This is a genomic window from Serratia sp. BIGb0234, from assembly GCF_024809915.1.
In the GTDB taxonomy this organism is placed as follows: domain Bacteria; phylum Pseudomonadota; class Gammaproteobacteria; order Enterobacterales; family Enterobacteriaceae; genus Serratia; species Serratia liquefaciens.
The window spans coordinates 214017-232404 of record NZ_JANUEI010000003.1 but is presented as its reverse complement, the minus strand read 5'-3'; the positions used below and the strand labels follow the sequence as shown (position 1 = coordinate 232404).

Genomic DNA, 18388 nt, shown 5'->3' with positions numbered 1-18388 from the left:
AGGAGCTTACTCAGGTAGGTGACTGGGGTGAGCGAAAGCAGCCAACAACGCTGCAGCTTGAAAGATGAAGGGGATGAATGATGGAGACTGCAATGAGCAATTACCCACACCTGCTGGCGCCGCTGGATCTCGGCTTCACCACCCTGAAAAATCGGGTGCTGATGGGATCGATGCACACCGGCCTGGAAGAACTGCCGAATGGCCCCGAGCGCATGGCCGCTTTCTATGCCGAGCGCGCTGCAGCCGGCGTGGCGTTGATCGTCACCGGCGGCATCGCCCCCAATGAAAAAGGTGTGGTGTATCGCGGCGGCTCAACCCTGAGCCACCCGGAGCAGGTCGACCATCACCGCATCGTCACCGACGCCGTCCACAAGGCCGGCGGTAAAATTGCGCTGCAGATCCTGCATGCCGGTCGCTACAGCTACCAGCCGCAGCCGGTAGCCCCCTCCGCGCTACAGGCGCCGATCAATCCCTTTACCCCTACCGCACTGAGCGAAGCGGACATTCTGCAAACTATCGCAGACTTCGCGCAGTGCGCGGCTTTAGCTCAACAGGCGGGTTATGACGGCGTCGAAGTGATGGGTTCCGAAGGCTATCTGATCAACCAGTTCCTGGTCGCACGCACCAACCAGCGTGATGATCAATGGGGCGGCAGCTTCAGCAACCGCATGCGTTTTGCCGTGGAGATCGTCCGGGCGGTACGCCAGGCGGTCGGCCACGAATTTATCCTGATTTATCGCCTTTCGATGCTCGATCTGGTTGAGGATGGCTCCAGTTGGCAGGAAATCGAACAGTTGGCGCTGGCCATTGAGCAAGCCGGGGCCACTATTATCAACACCGGCATTGGCTGGCATGAGGCGCGTATCCCCACCATCGCCACCATGGTGCCGCGAGCAGGATTCAGTTGGGTGACCCGCAAGCTAATGGGTAAGGTGCGCATTCCGCTGATCACGACCAACCGCATCAACGACCCGGCGGTAGCGGAGCAGGTCTTGGCCGACGGCTGCGCCGACATGGTATCAATGGCCCGCCCGTTCCTGGCCGACGCCGCTTTTGTGCAGAAAGCCGCCGAAGGGCGTGCCGATGAAATCAATACCTGCATTGGTTGTAACCAGGCTTGCCTCGACCAGATTTTTGAAGGCAAACTCACCTCCTGCCTGGTGAACCCTCGAGCCTGTCGCGAAACCGAGATGCCGCTGGTGGCAACGGAGAAGCCGAAAAAGCTGGCGGTGATCGGAGCCGGGCCGGCCGGATTGGCCTTTGCCACTACCGCAGCCAGCCGCGGCCACCGGGTGACGCTGTTCGATGCTGCCGATCAGATTGGCGGCCAGTTCAATATCGCCAAGCAGATCCCCGGTAAAGAGGAGTTCCATGAAACGCTGCGTTATTTCCGTCGCCAATTGATGCTGCAAGAGGTCGATGTGAAGCTCGGCACCTGGGTGACGGCGGCCGATCTGGCGGAGTTCGACGAAGTGATCCTTGCCTGCGGTATTGTGCCGCGTACCCCGGCAATCCCCGGCATCGACAACGCCAAAGTGTTGACCTATCTGGATGTGCTACGCGATAAAAAGCCGGTCGGCCAGCGCGTGGCGATTATCGGTGCCGGCGGCATCGGCTTCGATACCGCCGAATACCTCAGCCAACACGGGGTGTCGAGCAGTCTGGATCCGGCGGAATTTAACCGTGAATGGGGTATCGATGACCAGCTTAGCCAACGCGGCGGGCTGGCGGTGCAGGGGCCAGTGGTTGCCCGCCCTGCTCGGCAGATCTACCTGCTGCAACGCAAAACCAGCAAAGTGGGCGAAGGCCTGGGGAAAACCACCGGTTGGATCCACCGCACCAGCCTGGCGATGCGCGGTGTAAAAATGCTCAACAGCGTGAACTACCAACGCATTGATGATGAAGGCCTGCATATTTCACGCGCCGAACAGGAAAGCTGCCTACCGGTGGATACGGTGATTATCTGCGCCGGACAAGAACCCAGACGCGAACTGCAGCAACCGCTGCTTGAGATGGGAAAAACCGTGCATTTGATTGGGGGTGCGGACGTCGCCGCCGAGCTGGATGCCCGCCGCGCTATCGATCAGGGCACGCGGCTGGCAATGGCACTTTAATTCGCTAATCATGGAGGGGCGCATTCACCGCGCCCCTCGGTCAATCAGTAACGTGCGCCGGATTTCACCGCTCTGAGGATCACAAATTTCTTGTTGGATGCCACAACGGTGCAGTTGCCAAACAGGCGCTTCAGCTTATGGTGGTAATCCAGATGACGGTTGCCGACGATGCGCAACTCGCCACCGACCTGCAGGCAACGCTTGGCGTCGCAGAACATCTGCCAAGCGGTGTGATCGGTGATCGCATGCTGTTGGTGGAACGGTGGGTTGCACAGTACCGCCTGCACGCTTTCACGCTCAATCCCCGCCAGTGAGTTGTTCACCTCAAACTGACAACGATCCAGATCCTGCGGCAGGTTGTGCTCTACGTTCAACTCGCTGGAGGCCACCGCCATATAAGACTCATCGACAAACGTCACCTGAGCCTGCGGATTCTGCGCCAGTGCCGTCAGGCCAATCACGCCATTACCACAGCCGAGATCGACAATATGCCCTTCCAGATCCTTCGGCAGATGTTCCAGGAACAGGCGCGCGCCGATGTCCAGATTGCTGCGCGAGAACACGTTGGCATGGTTGTGGATAAGCCAATCCGTGCCGTCCAGCGTCCAGTTGGTGGTTTCCGGGGCCGCCGGTGGCACAATGTCCGTCACTTCGCAGTGGATAAGACGCGCTTTCTTCCATGCCAGGCTGGTGCGCGTTGGGCCAAGCACCTTTTCAAACAGCTGCATGGTCGAGGTGTGAACGTCACGCGCCTTGGCTCCGGCGATAATGACCGTATCCGGCGCCACCACGTTGCGCAACGAGCGCAGTTGCTGTTCCAGCAGTGCCAGCGCTTTAGGAATGCGGATCAGCACCACTGCCGGTGATGCAGGCAGTTCGGCCAGGCTGTCCAGCAGCGTCACCTGCTCCGGATCCAGTTCATTGAGTTTCAGGTTATGGCGAGTTGCCAACTGACTCATGTAGGAATCGCTGATGCTGTAAGGCTGATGAGCGTGCAAGGCGCAGGCCAGCGTGCCGAAGTTGTCGTTGAAAATCAGCACCGGACGATCGCCAATGTTTATATTTTCAAGCTGTTGCAGCAGATATTCGTCCGCCGCTTCCCACGCCTGCAGTTGGGTGGATTCTTCCTGTTGGGGATAACGTTCCAGCTCAAGTTGCTGTGTTCCCAGATCGAGTTGGCTCATTGCCCCTCCTGACTGATAAAATTTGGGCTGTTTATCCCCTAAAAACGTCCGGCAGTAAAATGTTTTTTCGGATAAATTGCCCTTTGCGGGCTTTGCACGAAAAAACATCATACAATGACCCGCTCAATTGAGGCCAAAACGGGAAGATGATGTCCGAACTGACCTACCTGCAGGGCTACCCTGAACATCTGCAAAGCCAGGTGCAGCAGTTGATCGACCAACGACGCCTGGGGGATGTGCTGTTGCAGCGCTATCCGCAAGTGCATGACTGCACTACCGACAAGTCGCTTTATCAGTTTACCGTCGATCTGAAAAACCAGTATTTGCGCAACGCTCAACCGCTGAGCAAGGTGGCTTACGACGGTAAAATTCAGGTGATGAAACACGCGCTGGGCATGCACACCGCCATTTCCCGCGTGCAGGGTGGCAAACTGAAGGCCAAGGCGGAAATCCGCGTGGCGACGGTCTTCAAGCTGGCGCCTGAGCCGTTTTTGCGCATGATCGTGGTACATGAGTTGGCGCATCTGAAAGAGAAAGACCACAACAAGGCCTTCTACAGCCTGTGCTGCCATATGGAACCCAATTACCATCAGTTGGAATTCGACACCCGACTGTATCTGACCCACCTCTCCGTGTTTGGCGATCTGTATGCATAGCGAGATTCGCCTTCTGTAAATGCCGTGATAATCTGATTCTTTCTACCCTGTGCGACGTGTGAAGCGCATAGGGTACAGCGCCTGGGAACCGGAGATATCTATGATTCGCTTTGCCGTTGTGGGCACCAACTGGATTACGGAACGCTTTATCGACGCCGCGCACGAAAGCGGCAAGCTGAAATTGACCGCCGTCTATTCGCGCAGGCTGGAAAAAGCGCAGGAATTTGGCGCCAACTACCACGTCAGCCTGTTTTTCGATTCCCTTGAAGCATTGGCCCAATCTGATGCCATCGATGCGGTTTACATCGCCAGCCCCAACGCCCTTCACTGCCAACAATCGCTGCTGTTCCTCAGCCATAAAAAGCATGTGATTTGCGAAAAGCCGCTGGTGTCCAACCTGCGTGAAGCCGAAAAGCTGGTGGCCTGCGCGCGTGAAAATCAGGTGGTGCTGTTCGAAGCTTTCAAAAGCGCTCATCTGCCGAATTTCCTGGCCCTGCAACAGGCGTTGCCGCAAATCGGCAGGTTGCGCAAAGCCTTCCTCAACTACTGCCAATACTCGTCACGCTACCCGCGTTATCTGGCCGGCGAGAATCCGAACACCTTCAATCCGCAGTTTTCCAACGGTTCAATCATGGACATTGGCTATTACTGCCTGGCCAGCGCCGTAGCCCTGTTCGGCGAACCGAAATCGGTGATTGCCAGCGCGGCGCTGCTGGATACCGGTGTGGATGCCCACGGTACCGCTTGCCTCAACTACGGCGATTTCGACGTCACCCTCTCCCACTCCAAAGTCAGCAACTCGGACATTCCCAGTGAGATACAGGGCGAAGAAGGAACGCTGGTGATTGAGAAAATTTCTGAGTGTCAGGGCGTGGTGCTGACCCCACGCGGCGGCCATCGTCAGGATCTGACCCGTCCTCAGCACATCAATACCATGCTGTATGAGGCACAGGTGTTCGCCGATCTGGTGGAAAAACGGCAGGTGGAACACCCGGGGCTGGAGAATTCACTGATTATCGCCCGCCTGCTGACCGAAATTCGCCGCCAGACCGGCGTGGTCTTCCCTGCCGACGGAGAGTGACATGAAACCCTTATTACTGATGCAAACCGGCGATGCCCCAGAGGTTATCCGCCGGGAAAAGGCCAACTTCGACGGCATGTTCTTGCAACAGGGGAACATTGATGCCGATCGCGTGCAGATCGTGCACCTTCCCGCAGGCGAGCAGCCGCTGCCGCCGCAAAATTATGCCGGCGTGGTGATCACCGGTTCACCGGCGATGGTGACCGAACGGCTGCCGTGGAGCGAGCAAGCCGCCGAGTGGCTGCGCCAGGCGATGCAGATCCAGCTGCCGATCTTCGGTGCCTGCTACGGGCACCAGCTGTTGGCCTATGCGCTTGGCGGTGAAGTCGGTTATCACCCGCAGGGTATGGAAGTCGGCACATTGGACGTCGAATTGCTGCCCGCCGCCGCCAACGACCGGCGAATGGCGATGTTACCGCCGCGCTTCAAAGCCAATCTGATCCACTCGCAGAGCGTGTTGACGCCCCCCGCCGGCGCAGTGCCGCTGGCCCGGTCGCAACAGGATGCCTATCAGATCCTCAGTTATGGCGATCGCGTGCTGACGACCCAGTTCCATCCGGAATTTAACGGCGCGGTGATGCATCAGTATCTGAGCTGGCTCGGTGAACTGTATCCTGAGCAGCAGGCAGCGTATCAGCTTAAGCAACAGCAGGTTAGCGATACGCCGTTCAGTCGGCTGCTGCTGCAGGGATTTGTCGTCAGCCTCGGCGCGCAAAAAGCCCTGGCCGGGTAACTTAATAAACGTTGACCGCTGACATATTTTGCATTACTTTCTGCCGTGCAAAGGGGAGTAACTTCATTGCCGGTCAATCGTCATTACGATGCGCAAGCATCCGGTTACCGGGCAACATGATGTAACGGGCACGATCAGTGCACCTTCATCAACGTTGTAAGTGAGACCTTGCCGGAAGGCGAGGTTTGCTTGCAGCGTTCATAAGAGCGGCTAGCGTCTTCCGACGTTGGCCGTTTTTGTTTTTGAAGGATACCTCTGATGATGAATACCGTTGGCACACCTTGGTTATGGGGCAGCTTTGCCGCCATCATAGTTGTGATGCTCGCAATCGACTTACTGCTGCAAGGCCGCAAAGGCGCACACACCATGACGCTCAAGCAGGCCGCCAGTTGGTCGCTGGTGTGGGTCAGCCTCTCTTTGCTGTTCAACCTGGGCTTCTGGTACTACCTGAACCAAACCGCCGGGCGCGCCGTCGCCGACACCCAGGCGTTGGCCTTCCTCACCGGTTATCTGATCGAAAAAGCGTTGGCGGTCGATAACGTCTTCGTCTGGCTGATGCTGTTCAGCTACTTTGCCGTTCCGGCCAACCTGCAGCGTCGTGTGCTGATCTTTGGCGTACTGGGCGCGATCGTGCTGCGTACTATCATGATCTTCGCCGGCAGCTGGCTGGTGACCCAGTTCCAGTGGTTGCTGTATCTGTTCGGTGCGTTTCTGCTGTTTACCGGTATCAAGATGGCGCTGGCAAAAGAAGATGACTCGGCGATTGGTGACAAGCCGCTGGTGAAATGGCTGCGCAGCCACCTGCGTATGACCGACAACCTGGAAGGTGAACGTTTCTTCGTGCGCCGCAACGGCCTGCTGTTCGCTACGCCGCTGGTGCTGGTGCTAATCCTGGTGGAACTGAGTGACGTGATCTTTGCGGTCGATAGCATCCCGGCGATTTTCGCCGTGACCACGGATCCGTTTATCGTTCTGACCTCTAACCTGTTCGCCATCATGGGCCTGCGCGCCATGTACTTTTTGCTGGCTAACGTGGCTGAGCGTTTCTCGATGCTGAAATACGGCCTGTCGATTATCCTGATATTTATCGGCGTCAAGATGTTGATTATCGACTTCTTCCATATCCCGATCGGCGTTTCGCTCGGCGTGGTGGCCGGTATCCTGACGTTAACGTTGGTGATCAACGCCTGGGTTAACCGTCGTAACGACCGTCTGGCCAATCATAAAGCACCATAATCTGTTAGCCGGGGCGGCTTGCCGCCCCGCGATTGTTTGGCAATTCCCCCCAAACGCCAAATGTTATTGCGATCACACAAATGTAATCAGTATGTTATAAAGAGTTGATCCGCGCTCAGAATTTCACCCTCTCCCCTTTCCAATACCCAGGCTTTACTGAATACTGATTCGGCAAACACACTTGGTTACAGATCCCTATAAAGTTGTCCGGTGGCGTTCCCACCGAGGTGACAAAGTCTGTACGCAACATCATCGGGAAAAAGCATTATGCAAAACTTACTACACAGGATCGTACAGGGCAGTCTGGTTAAACAAATCATGATCGGCCTGGTGGCCGGGATTATCGTGGCGTTAATCTCACCGGCAGCAGCTTCTGCGGTGGGCCTGCTTGGCGCCCTGTTCGTCGGGGCACTAAAAGCGGTAGCGCCGGTATTGGTGCTGGTGTTGGTCATGGCCTCAATCGCCAACCACAAGCACGGGCAAAAAACCAATATCCGCCCGATCCTGTTCCTCTACCTGCTGGGGACCTTCGCCGCGGCGCTGGTGGCGGTGGTGGTCAGCTTTATGTTCCCGTCCAACCTGGCGCTGGTAACCGGCAATGCGGATATCAACCCGCCGGGCGGCATTATTGAGGTGCTGAAAGGCCTGCTGATGAGCGTGGTCGCCAACCCGTTCCATGCGCTGATTAATGCCAACTATATCGGCATTCTGGCCTGGGCCGTGGGTCTGGGGCTGGCGCTGCGCCACGCCTCTGAAACCACCAAATCGCTGATTAACGATATGTCACATGCGGTCACCCTGGTGGTACGCGCGGTGATCCGCTGCGCTCCACTCGGTATTTTCGGTCTGGTGGCCTCGACGCTGGCGGATACCGGTTTCGGTGCGCTTTGGGGCTATGCGCAACTGCTGGTGGTGCTGATCGGCTGTATGCTGTTGGTGGCGCTGGTGCTGAACCCGCTGATCGTTTACTGGAAAATCCGTCGCAACCCTTACCCGCTGGTGTTTGCCTGCCTGCGCGAAAGCGGCGTGACCGCCTTCTTCACCCGCAGCTCAGCCGCCAACATCCCGGTGAATATGGAGCTGTGCAAAAAGCTGAATCTGAACGAAGACACCTATTCGGTTTCCATCCCGCTGGGTGCCACCATCAACATGGCTGGCGCCGCCATCACCATTACCGTGCTGACGCTGGCGGCGGTGCATACTCTGGGGATCCCGGTTGATGTGCCCACGGCGTTGCTGCTCAGCGTCGTCGCGGCTATCTGTGCCTGCGGCGCTTCCGGCGTGGCAGGCGGTTCACTGCTGCTGATCCCATTAGCCTGCAACATGTTCGGCATTCCGAACGACGTGGCAATGCAGGTGGTGGCAGTCGGCTTTATCATCGGCGTACTGCAAGACTCCGCCGAAACCGCGCTGAACTCCTCGACCGACGTGCTGTTCACCGCAGCTGCCTGTCAGGCGGAAGATCAGCGTTTAGCGGATGAAGACCCGCTGAAAGTGCGTTAATCCCCAAAATGTTCCAGAAGGCGCTCGTGATCGGGCGCCTTTTTTACGACTGTCGCCTTACAATGTCACTCCGCTCTTAAAAATCGCCAACTCACGGAAATCATTGGTTTCGTTGCGTGCTGGCTGACCATTGGCAATCGCCACGATCAGATCGACAAACTGCTCCAGCAGACTTTCCATCGGGGTGCCGTGGATCAACCGGCCGGCATCGAAGTCGATCCAGTGCGGCTTCTTCGCCGCCAGTTCGCTGTTGGTCGCCAGCTTCACCGTCGGTACGAAACCGCCATAGGGCGTACCGCGCCCGGTGCTGAACAACACCATATGGCAACCGGCGCCGGCCAGCGCGCTGGTCGCTACCGCGTCATTGCCTGGCGCACTCAGCAGGTTTAAACCGGGTTGCCGCAGCCGTTCGCCATATTTGAGCACGTCCACCACCTGGCTGTGCCCGGCTTTCTGCGTGCAGCCGAGCGATTTCTCCTCCAGCGTGGTGATCCCACCGGCTTTGTTGCCCGGCGAAGGGTTTTCATAAATCGGCTGGTTATGGGCAATAAAATACTGTTTGAAATCGTTGACCATGCTGACGGTCTTGTCGAACGTCGCACGATCGCGGCAGCGGCTCATCAGGATCCGTTCGGCGCCAAACATCTCCGGCACTTCAGTCAGTACCGTCGTGCCGCCGTTGGCAATCAGATAGTCGGAAAAACGCCCCAACAGCGGATTGGCGGTGATGCCGGACAGCCCGTCAGACCCGCCGCACTCCAGCCCGAATTTCAATTCACTCAGCTTGCCCGGTTGACGGCGATCATCGCGCATCACCTGGTACAGCGCATGTAGCTGTTCCAACCCAGCCTCTACCTCATCGTCCTGTTGCTGACAGACCATAAAGCGCACCCGCTGATCATCAACCGCACCCAGGGTACTGCGGAAAACATCCACCTGATTATTCTCGCACCCCAGGCCAATCACCAACACCGCGCCAGCATTGGGATGGCGCACCATGTTTTGCAGCATGGTGCGGGTGTTCTCATGATCTTGCCCCAGTTGGGAGCAGCCAAACGGATGACTGAACAGGTGCACGCCGTCGATCCCCTGCGCATCCTGGGTTTCCTTGAGGAAACGCTGCTGGATCTGTCGGGCAATGCCGTTGACACAGCCAACGGTCGGTATGATCCACAGCTCGTTGCGGATCCCTACTTCCCCACTGCTACGGCGATAAAGCTGCACTTCCCGATCCGCAGCCTGCGGCGGTAATACGGGAAATTGCGGCTGGTACTGATAGCTGTCCAGGTCACTCAAGTTAGTTTTGGCATTTTGCGAGTGAATATGTACACCGGAAGCAATCGTCTCCAGTGCATGGCCGATCGGCAGGCCATATTTGATGATTGCCTCACCGGCGGCAATCGGCCGTAGCGCAAACTTATGCCCGCGCGCTACCGGCTGCGCAAGCCGAATTGCCGTGCCGTCCAGCATCAACGTTTCATCGGCCGCCAGATCGCGCAGTGCCACCGCGACATTATCCAGCGAATGAATTTTTACCATGCTTTGCATAAACCCACCTCGGGCAGCGGCTACGCCAGTTCAATGGCGAAATAGTTCTTGGCATTGTCGAAGCAGATGTTTTTCACCATCTCGCCCAGCAGCGCGATATCTGCTGGCGCCTCGCCGTCTGCCACCCAACGCCCCATCATCTGGCAAAGGATGCGGCGGAAATATTCATGGCGGGTATAAGACAGGAAGCTACGACTGTCAGTCAGCATACCGACAAAGCGGCTCAACAAGCCGAGCTGCGCCAATTGCGTCATCTGACGTTGCATACCGTCTTTCTGATCGTTGAACCACCAGCCGGAACCGAACTGCATCTTGCCCGGCATACCCTCTCCCTGGAAGTTACCGACCATGGTGGCGATCACTTCATTGTCACGCGGGTTGAGGCAGTACAGGATGGTCTTCGGCAGGCCCCCCTGACGCGCCTGGGCATCCAGCAGGCGTGAAAGTGGCTCCGCCAGCGGTCGGTCATTTATCGAATCAAAGCCGATATCAGGGCCGACGCTGGCCAGCATGCGGCTGTTATTATTGCGCAGCGCGCCGATGTGATATTGCTGTACCCATTCACGGCGTTGATATTCTGCCGCCAGGAACAGCAGCACCGCACTTTTGAATTGGGCACTCTGCTCTGGCGCAGGTAGCTTGCCGCTCAGGCGCGCCGTTAAAATCGCATCCAGTGCAGCTTCATCCGCCTCTCCATAAACCACCACGTCCAACGCATGGTCAGCCACCTTGCAGCCATGGGCGGCAAAATGATCCATGCGCTTTTTCAACGCGTCACACAGCGCGCTGAATCGACCGATATGAATATCGGCTGCCGCTTCCAGCTTTTGCAGATAGTCATTGAAGCCCGGCGCATCGATATTAAACGCCTTGTCCGGTCGCCAGCTTGGCAACACCTTGATATCGAAACTGCTGTCGGCGGCAATGGCTTTATGGTGGCGCAGATCGTCGACAGGATCGTCAGTGGTGCCAACCATCTTCACATTCATCTGCTGCATGATGCCGCGCGCCCTGAAATCGTCCTGCGCCAACAGGGCATTGCCGCGCTGCCAGATATCGTCCGCCGTCATCGGGGAAAGCAGCGTGTCGGTGATACCGAACGGACGACGCAGCTCCAGGTGGGTCCAGTGATAAAGCGGGTTACCCAGGGTGTGCGGTACGGTGGCAGCCCAGGCATCGAATTTTTCACGATCGCCGGCATCGCCGGTACACAGCCGTTCTGCCACCCCGTTGGTGCGCATCGCCCGCCATTTGTAGTGGTCACCCTTAAGCCAGATTTCGTATAAATTTTTGAAACGGGTGTTCTCGGCGATCTGTTCCGGCGGCAGATGACAGTGATAGTCAAAGATCGGTTGCTCCGCCGCATAGTCATGATACAAACGCCGGGCGAATTCGCTGCCCAGCAAGAAATCTTCGTTTAAAAACGTCGCCATAGCTGGCTCCTCACCTTGCTTGCCGTTCGACACAGTGTTCAATGCGACAAAGTTATCACACCAATTTTATTGGGCGTCCAGCAAAATATCGCCTTCAGCCAGGCTGCCATGACCCAGAAAAGGCCGTTTACCGGCATTTTTGCGGTCAGATAGCGCCTAAACAGCCCAATCATGCGGCAAACAGTATTGCCGAATTGAAAAATGGCTTTTGTGATATCACTCAACTTTTAAATCTGTATGACAAGTTATTGTCTCGCCACCCAGTCGTGCTTGCGGCGGGAATACGCCGGTCATGAACAGGCCGGCGCAAATCAACGATAAAGGGATAACCCCTTAAAACGCTGACGCCGACAGGGCGCCGCCAATTCAAGACTGGGAGATATTTCGGATGCGTAAAATTAAAGGGTTACGCTGGTACATGATCGGGCTGGTAACCATCGGCACCGTGCTGGGTTACCTGACGCGTAACGCCATCGCCGTCGCGGCGCCCACGCTGGAAGACACCTTACACATCACCACGCAGCAGTATTCTTACATCGTCGCGGCCTATTCTGCCTGCTACACCCTGATGCAACCAGTGGCGGGATATGTGCTGGACGTCTTGGGTACCAAGGTCGGATACGCCATGTTCGCCATCCTGTGGGCGCTGTTTTGCATGGGCACGGCTCTGGCCAACAGTTGGGGCGGGCTGGCATTGGCGCGCGGGGCCGTGGGCATGGCGGAGGCGGCAATGATCCCCGCCGGGCTGAAGGCCAGCAGCGAGTGGTTCCCGGCCAAAGAGCGTTCCATCGCCGTGGGTTACTTCAACGTCGGCTCGTCGATAGGCGGCATGCTGGCGCCGCCGCTGGTGGTCTGGGCAATCGTCGCGCACAGTTGGGAAATGGCGTTCATCATCACCGGCGTGCTGAGCCTGATCTGGGCTGTCTGCTGGCTGATTTTCTATAAGCACCCGAAAGACCAGAAGAAGCTCAGCGACGAAGAGCGCGAGTACATTCTGGGTGGGCAGGAAGCACAGCACCAAACCGGCAACGCCAAGAAAATGTCCGCCTGGCAGATTGTTCGCAACCGCCAGTTCTGGGGCATCGCACTGCCGCGCTTTCTGGCAGAGCCGGCCTGGGGCACCTTCAATGCCTGGATCCCGTTATTCATGTTCAAAGCCTACGGCTTCAACCTGAAAGAGATCGCCATGTTCGCCTGGATGCCGATGCTGTTCGCCGATCTGGGCTGTATCGTCGGCGGTTACCTGCCACCGTTTTTCCAGAAACACTTTAAAGTGAACCTGATTGTTTCACGTAAGCTGGTGGTTACCCTGGGTGCCGTGCTGATGATTGGGCCTGGCATGATAGGCCTGTTTACCAGCCCCTATGCGGCTATCGCACTGCTGTGCGTCGGTGGCTTTGCCCATCAGGCGCTGTCTGGTGCACTGATTACCCTGTCTTCTGACGTCTTCGGTCGCAACGAGGTGGCCACCGCCAACGGCCTGACCGGCATGGCGGCCTGGACCGCCAGCACCCTGTTTGCCCTGGTAGTCGGCGCCCTGGCGGACACACTGGGCTTCAGCCCACTGTTTGCCGCACTGTCGGTATTCGATATTCTCGGCGCCATCGTTATCTGGACCGTCCTGCAAAATCGCCCCGCTACGCAATCCGAAGAGGCAGTATTGGCCCCCTCCCCGGCGCGCCATTAACCCCGCAGCCCGGCCATCGCGCCGGGCGCTCCCCGGAGCCTACTGGCAGCTCTGCCGGATAAGTGGTATAACAAATCCATGGCCATGCGCCCCTCCCTATCCAAAGAGCATTCACTATGGAATTCACTGAAACCAGACGCCTGTATCAGCAACTGGCCGCCGAGCTTAAACAGCGTATCGAAAGCGGCCGATACCCGGTGGGCGATAAGCTGCCGGCCGAGCGCTACATTGCCGAAGAGATGAACGTCAGCCGTACCGTGGTGCGCGAAGCGATCATCATGCTGGAAGTGGAAGGCTACGTCGACGTACGCAAAGGTTCCGGGATCCACGTGATGTCCAACCAGCAAAAGCATCTGGTGGTGCCGGGCGACAGCATTGAATTTGCCACCGCCGGGCCGTTCGAGCTGCTGCAGGCACGCCAACTGATTGAGAGCAACATCGCCGAATTCGCCGCGACCCAGGTTACCAAGCAGGACATCGTCCAACTGATGGAGATTCAGGAACAGGCGCGCAAGGAAGATCGCTTCCGCGACTCGCAGTGGGATCTGAAATTCCACGTGCAGGTGGCGCTGGCCACTCAGAACACCGCCATGGCCACCATCGTGGAAAAAATGTGGGTTCAGCGGGTGAATAACCCGTACTGGATCAAGCTGCATGAGCATATCGACGATCGCTCCATCGCCAGCTGGTGCGACGACCACGATCAGATCCTCAAGGCATTGATACGTAAAGATCCTTACGCCGCCAAGTTGGCCATGTGGCAGCACCTGGAAAACACCAAACAGATGCTGTTCAACGCCACCAGCGACGATTTTGAATATAATGCCGACCGCTACCTGTTCGCCGATAACCCGGTGGTGCATCTGGATGGCGTAGCCGCCGAAAATAAATAGCCCAGGCGGTCAAAAATCGTCGGGTTATGTCAGGTATTGTAAAATCCGCTGAATCGATGCCTGAACGGCGATTTGCCGTGTAGTATTTCACCGCTGGCAACGTAGATTTCCCTGTTGCCAATCGTGCTATTTTGGTAAAGTTGAGCCACTTTTTTACCCTCTGCTACGGGGCGGGACGCGAATACATGCGCTGGTTGTTTGCCATGCTTATTGCTCTTTTTTGCTGGACCGGTTCGGTCTCCGGCCAAAAGCTATGCGCGGCACCTTCCAAAGCAACCCCTACGTCGCTGAGCAGTTTACCCTCGCTCTCCGATCCGCTGCTTTCCCCTTACGACCAGGTTTATCGGTCACCGGCAGAGCTGCAGCGAAAAAAGCCGGGTAAATTGCCGTTGTTATTGCCGCGGTTGCATTCCTTCTCCGGCTCGCTGTCGACCTGCGCCCAATTACCGCCGGTCTATACCCTGGCCGCAGAGCTGGGCCACCGCACCAAACTCCCGCGCCAGAACTCACCTGCGCTCAACCGGCTTGCCCAGGTCAACTGGACGCTGCACACCCCGCAGCAGCAAAACAGGCTAGGCGGCTGGAAAGAAAGTAATATGCTTTACCGTGGCACGCTGACTTACCACTCATGACCGGTGTCGCACCGACTAGAATCTACTAAAAAGCAACGCCGTTTCATCATTATCAGCAGCCAGCATCGCCCACGCGCTTTCGGCCCACACTCGATCAGCCGCTGAGATAAAAATAAACAATGACGTTTTAGGAACACCGGATGGACATCATTAAAGAACTGTTACATGCCTTATGGCAGCAGGATTTTGAGACGCTGGCGAACCCTTCGCTGGTCTGGACCCTCTACGTGCTGCTGTTTATGATCCTGTTTTTGGAAAACGGTCTGCTGCCGGCAGCCTTTCTGCCAGGGGATAGCCTGTTGATCCTGGTCGGCGTCCTGATCGCCAAAGGCACCATGAATTTCCCGCTCACCATCCTGATCCTGACCGTCGCCGCCAGCCTGGGGTGCTGGGTCAGCTACATACAGGGCAAGTGGCTCGGCAATACCCGAACGGTACAGGGCTGGCTGTCGCATCTGCCGGCTCACTATCATCAACGGGCTCACCAGTTGTTCCACCGCCACGGGCTTTCCGCCCTGCTGGTCGGTCGTTTCCTGGCGTTTGTCCGCACCCTGCTGCCGACCATTGCCGGACTGTCTGGCCTGAGCAATGCCCGCTTCCAGTTCTTTAACTGGATGAGCGGCCTGCTGTGGGTCGTGATCCTCACCTCGCTGGGCTTTGCGCTGGGCAAAACCCCGGTCTTCCGTAAGTATGAAGACCAGCTGATGTTCTGCCTGATGCTGTTGCCGTTGGTGCTGCTGGTCGTCGGGCTGGTCGGCTCGCTGATCGTCTTGTGGCGCAAAAAACGCGCCGATAGCCAGGACCAGGGGAAAGGGGCGTGATGATCAAGCGCCCGCGCTGGCAGTACGTGTTGCTGATTGCGCTCGCCTTGCTGGCGCTTGCCACGCTGTTGGTGCCCTGCATGGTGCGCACCGAGAGCGAGCTACGCATTCGCGCAGGGCAGCAAGGCCTTTCGCTGCCTGACGGTTTTTATGTCTATCAGCGGCTGGATCAGCGCGGTATTCGCATCAAGAGCATTACTCCGGAAGGCGACGGCCTGGTGATCCGCCTGGACTCGCCGGAACAGCAGTTGCTGGCGCGCGAGGCCTTGCAAACCATTCTGCCGCCGGGGTACATCATTGCCCTGAGCGAATCCCCAGTGCCCACTCACTGGGTGCGCGAATTTGCGCGCTCCCCCCTTAATCTGGGATAATACCCTTTCATATGAAGGGGTTTCCTTTCATATCACCGCCCTGTTCAATTAATCATCACTCAACACTGAACCGTGGCGGATTCTTTGGGGTCTTCACGATTTATGGCTATGCTCAAGGTTAGCGTCAGTCAGCTACGTAAGACTCCTGTCGCACTGCCTCTGTCGGCAGTCAGGAAAGCGGATACGTGACAACGCATCCCAATAACAAGGAATTGATAGCATGAAATTACGCCAATCTATGTTACTGGCTCTCCCATTCTTCGTCTTCCCGGCCCTGTCATTTGCGGCTGAGGGCGGCTGTGCCGCCAAAGCACAAGAGATTCAAAAACAGATCGATTACGCCACCCAGCACGGCAATACTCACCGCGTCGCCGGGTTGCAAAAGGCGCTGAGCGAAGTGCAGACAAATTGCACCGAAGCTGGCCTGCAGGCCGATCGCCAGAAAAAAATCGATGAGAAACAAAGCAAGGTAGCCGAACGTCAGCAGGAGCTGAAAGAAGCCCAGCAGACCGGCAATCTGGACAAAGTGGCCAAGAAACAGAAAAAGCTGGCTGAAGCTCAAGCCGAGCTTAAGCAAGCCCAAGCGGAATAATTTTTTTACACTAGCGGATTTATCGCTGAGAGCCGCACCAAGCGGGATTTTTACCGTATTTGAAATGGATGCTTAGTGATATCAACTACTCATCCCCCCTTTGCTCCGGCGAAAAAATCCGCTATGTTAAAAGTCTGTCTCAGTTAACGTTAAGGAATTATCACATGGCACATGATTCAAATGCAGAAAACTTACGCGCTGAACTTAAATCCTTAGCCGATACGCTGGAAGAAGTGTTGAACTCTTCCACCGATAAGCCAAAAGCCGAACTGGAAAAGCTGCGCTCCAAAGCTGAAGGCGCGCTGAAGGATACCCGTGCTCGCCTGAGCGATGCCGGGGACAAACTGGCTTCTCAAACCAAACAGATCGCCGGCCAGGCGGACGAATATGTTCGTGATAATCCGTGGACCGGTATCGGTATCGGCGCCGCTGTCGGTGTGGTACTGGGCGTTCTGTTAGCGCGCCGCTAATTATGGCTGAACAACAACCGCAAGTTCGTGCACAGGGCCCCGCCAAGGGGGTCCTGGACGTCGGCCAGCGCATCATCACTATTTTGGTCGGTATGGTGGAAACCCGTGTCCGTCTGGCAGTGGTCGAGTTGGAAGAGGAGAAAGCCAACCTCATTCAGTTGCTGATCATGGCCGGCATGACGCTGTTGTTCACCGCATTTGGCCTGATGAGCCTGTTAATCCTGATTTTCTGGGCCATCGATCCTATCTACCGCCTGATGGCGTTAGGGGCCACTACCGGGGTGCTGCTGTTCCTGGCCGTGTTCGGTGCCATTTGGACACTGGTCAAGGCTCGACGCTCCACGTTGTTGGGCGCCACGCGCAAACAGTTGGAGATCGACCGTTCCGAGCTGGAGGACGAAAAATGAATCGTCGCCGCTATCTGGAATGGAGAAAAGAGAAGCTCATCCGCAAGATCCAGCAGCAAAGGCTGGATCTTGCGGAAAACAAAACCCTGTGGTTGGAAAAGACCGAGCGTATCGACCGCGGCTGGCAAACGGTTTTCGGCTTGCGTAAATACCTGGTGGTCGGCTCCAGCGTGATGGCCATCTACGGTATACGCCATCCAAGCAAGCTGATTCGCTGGTCTCGTCGTGCTTTTGGTGTCTTTGGCACTATCCGTTTGATCCAGAAAACCTTTTCCAACAAATAACCTTTCGCAGTTCCTTCAATTCTTCCGTTGTTAAGCCCGCCTTTTCGCAGAAAATTCCCGTTTCTGTCGGTGAAGGCTGGGCAACATTCTGATTCCCCTCTCTTTGTTAGCAGGCTAAAGATTCAGTTTTTTTGAAAAAATACGACAGTTTTACTTGCTAACAAAGCGTAGGCTTCCCGATTAACATTCACTCCATCGACACGAGACGGGCCGCACGGGGCTAAATACCCGGCATACCGCCCACCGACATGAAAACGCCAAGACTGGCAAACAAAAATCACTTTGGAGTAAATGATGAAAAAATTAGAAGATACAGGTTTGCTGGTTGCGCGTATTTTGATGACAATCCTGTTTATCGTGGCAGGCTACGGCAAAATGGGCGATGCCTATGCCGGAACCCAACAGTACATGCAATCGATGGGCGTGCCTGGCTTCTTGCTGCCTCTGACCATCCTGCTGGAATTTGGCGGCGGTCTGGCGATCATGTTCGGTTTCCTGACTCGTACCGTAGCGCTGTTCACCGCCGGTTTTACTGTGCTGACCGCGTTATTGTTCCATACTAACTTTGCGGAAGGCGTAAACCAGCTGATGTTCATGAAGAACCTGGCCATCGCCGGCGGCTTCCTGGTACTGGCTGTTGCTGGCCCGGGCGGTTTCAGTATCGACCGCTTGCTGAACAAGAAGTGGTAAGTTTTTAATAGTGACACGGGGCCCGGTAAGCGGGCCCTTCTGCTTTTTCACTC

The 18388-nt window shown here is 56.6% G+C and carries 19 protein-coding genes; 16 read left to right on the top strand and 3 right to left on the bottom strand.

Features of this window, described 5'->3' with window-relative positions:
- Nucleotides 1-92: 92 nt before the first annotated feature.
- Nucleotides 93-2114, top strand: coding sequence for an FAD-dependent oxidoreductase (locus tag M2407_RS13935; protein ID WP_128864534.1), 2022 nt, complete (start codon nt 93-95; stop codon nt 2112-2114).
- Nucleotides 2115-2158: 44 nt separating this feature from the next.
- Here the strand turns inward: M2407_RS13935 and rlmG are convergent, their stop codons facing one another.
- The gene (gene rlmG, locus M2407_RS13930) at nt 2159-3298 is read right to left on the bottom strand and encodes a 23S rRNA (guanine(1835)-N(2))-methyltransferase RlmG (RefSeq protein WP_115060554.1); all 1140 of its coding nucleotides are present in this window, start codon (nt 3296-3298) and stop codon (nt 2159-2161) included.
- Between the two features lie 149 nt (nt 3299-3447).
- Between rlmG and M2407_RS13925 the strand changes: the two genes are divergently transcribed.
- From M2407_RS13925 to sstT, 5 genes are all read left to right on the top strand, one after another.
- Complete coding sequence (locus M2407_RS13925; protein ID WP_122080277.1) at nt 3448-3954, top strand: M48 family metallopeptidase; 507 nt, start codon at nt 3448-3450, stop codon at nt 3952-3954.
- A 100-nt stretch (nt 3955-4054) separates the two neighbouring features.
- Nucleotides 4055-5035, top strand: a complete 981-nt coding sequence (locus M2407_RS13920; RefSeq protein ID WP_128864533.1) for a Gfo/Idh/MocA family protein — start codon at nt 4055-4057, stop codon at nt 5033-5035.
- A gap of 1 nt (nt 5036) precedes the next feature.
- Nucleotides 5037-5768: a glutamine amidotransferase gene (locus M2407_RS13915; RefSeq protein WP_020831790.1), complete on the top strand. Its 732-nt coding sequence runs from the start codon at nt 5037-5039 to the stop codon at nt 5766-5768.
- 258 nt (nt 5769-6026) lie between these two features.
- Nucleotides 6027-7004, top strand: coding sequence for a TerC family protein (locus M2407_RS13910; protein WP_128864532.1), 978 nt, complete (start codon nt 6027-6029; stop codon nt 7002-7004).
- Between the two features lie 267 nt (nt 7005-7271).
- Nucleotides 7272-8507, top strand: coding sequence for a serine/threonine transporter SstT (sstT, locus tag M2407_RS13905; RefSeq protein ID WP_020831792.1), 1236 nt, complete (start codon nt 7272-7274; stop codon nt 8505-8507).
- Between the two features lie 57 nt (nt 8508-8564).
- Here the strand turns inward: sstT and M2407_RS13900 are convergent, their stop codons facing one another.
- Nucleotides 8565-10055 carry a UxaA family hydrolase gene (locus M2407_RS13900; protein WP_046372568.1) on the bottom strand — a complete coding sequence of 497 codons (1491 nt, stop codon included), beginning with the start codon at nt 10053-10055 and terminating at the stop codon, nt 8565-8567.
- A gap of 20 nt (nt 10056-10075) precedes the next feature.
- Nucleotides 10076-11488: a glucuronate isomerase gene (uxaC, locus tag M2407_RS13895; RefSeq protein WP_198640233.1), complete on the bottom strand. Its 1413-nt coding sequence runs from the start codon at nt 11486-11488 to the stop codon at nt 10076-10078.
- Nucleotides 11489-11876: 388 nt separating this feature from the next.
- Here uxaC and M2407_RS13890 point away from each other — a divergent pair, with 388 nt between their 5' ends.
- The 10 genes from M2407_RS13890 to M2407_RS13845 all read left to right on the top strand — a co-directional run bounded on the left by M2407_RS13890 (nt 11877) and on the right by M2407_RS13845 (nt 18335).
- Nucleotides 11877-13175 (top strand): MFS transporter, encoded by a 1299-nt coding sequence (locus M2407_RS13890; RefSeq protein WP_046372567.1) that lies wholly within the window; start codon nt 11877-11879, stop codon nt 13173-13175.
- 116 nt (nt 13176-13291) lie between these two features.
- Nucleotides 13292-14068: a transcriptional regulator ExuR gene (exuR, locus tag M2407_RS13885; RefSeq protein WP_020831798.1), complete on the top strand. Its 777-nt coding sequence runs from the start codon at nt 13292-13294 to the stop codon at nt 14066-14068.
- A 185-nt stretch (nt 14069-14253) separates the two neighbouring features.
- Entirely contained in the window at nt 14254-14700 is a 447-nt protein-coding gene (locus M2407_RS13880) for a hypothetical protein (protein WP_020831799.1), read from the top strand.
- A gap of 140 nt (nt 14701-14840) precedes the next feature.
- Entirely contained in the window at nt 14841-15521 is a 681-nt protein-coding gene (locus M2407_RS13875; RefSeq protein ID WP_020831800.1) for a DedA family protein, read from the top strand.
- Complete coding sequence (gene mzrA / locus M2407_RS13870; RefSeq protein WP_020831802.1) at nt 15521-15892, top strand: EnvZ/OmpR regulon moderator MzrA; 372 nt, start codon at nt 15521-15523, stop codon at nt 15890-15892. The genes M2407_RS13875 and mzrA overlap by 1 nt, the downstream gene beginning before the upstream one ends.
- Nucleotides 15893-16112: 220 nt before the next feature.
- Nucleotides 16113-16484 carry a DUF1090 domain-containing protein gene (locus tag M2407_RS13865; protein ID WP_115060592.1) on the top strand — a complete coding sequence of 124 codons (372 nt, stop codon included), beginning with the start codon at nt 16113-16115 and terminating at the stop codon, nt 16482-16484.
- A gap of 164 nt (nt 16485-16648) precedes the next feature.
- On the top strand, nt 16649-16954 hold the full coding sequence (locus M2407_RS13860) for a YqjD family protein (protein ID WP_020831805.1): 306 nt from the start codon (nt 16649-16651) through the stop codon (nt 16952-16954).
- A 2-nt stretch (nt 16955-16956) separates the two neighbouring features.
- Nucleotides 16957-17361 carry a phage holin family protein gene (locus M2407_RS13855; RefSeq protein ID WP_044553624.1) on the top strand — a complete coding sequence of 135 codons (405 nt, stop codon included), beginning with the start codon at nt 16957-16959 and terminating at the stop codon, nt 17359-17361.
- Complete coding sequence (locus M2407_RS13850) at nt 17358-17645, top strand: YqjK-like family protein (RefSeq protein ID WP_020831807.1); 288 nt, start codon at nt 17358-17360, stop codon at nt 17643-17645. The genes M2407_RS13855 and M2407_RS13850 overlap by 4 nt, the downstream gene beginning before the upstream one ends.
- A 294-nt stretch (nt 17646-17939) precedes the next feature.
- Nucleotides 17940-18335 (top strand): DoxX family protein, encoded by a 396-nt coding sequence (locus tag M2407_RS13845; protein WP_020831809.1) that lies wholly within the window; start codon nt 17940-17942, stop codon nt 18333-18335.
- The last annotated feature ends 53 nt before the right edge of the window (nt 18336-18388 follow it).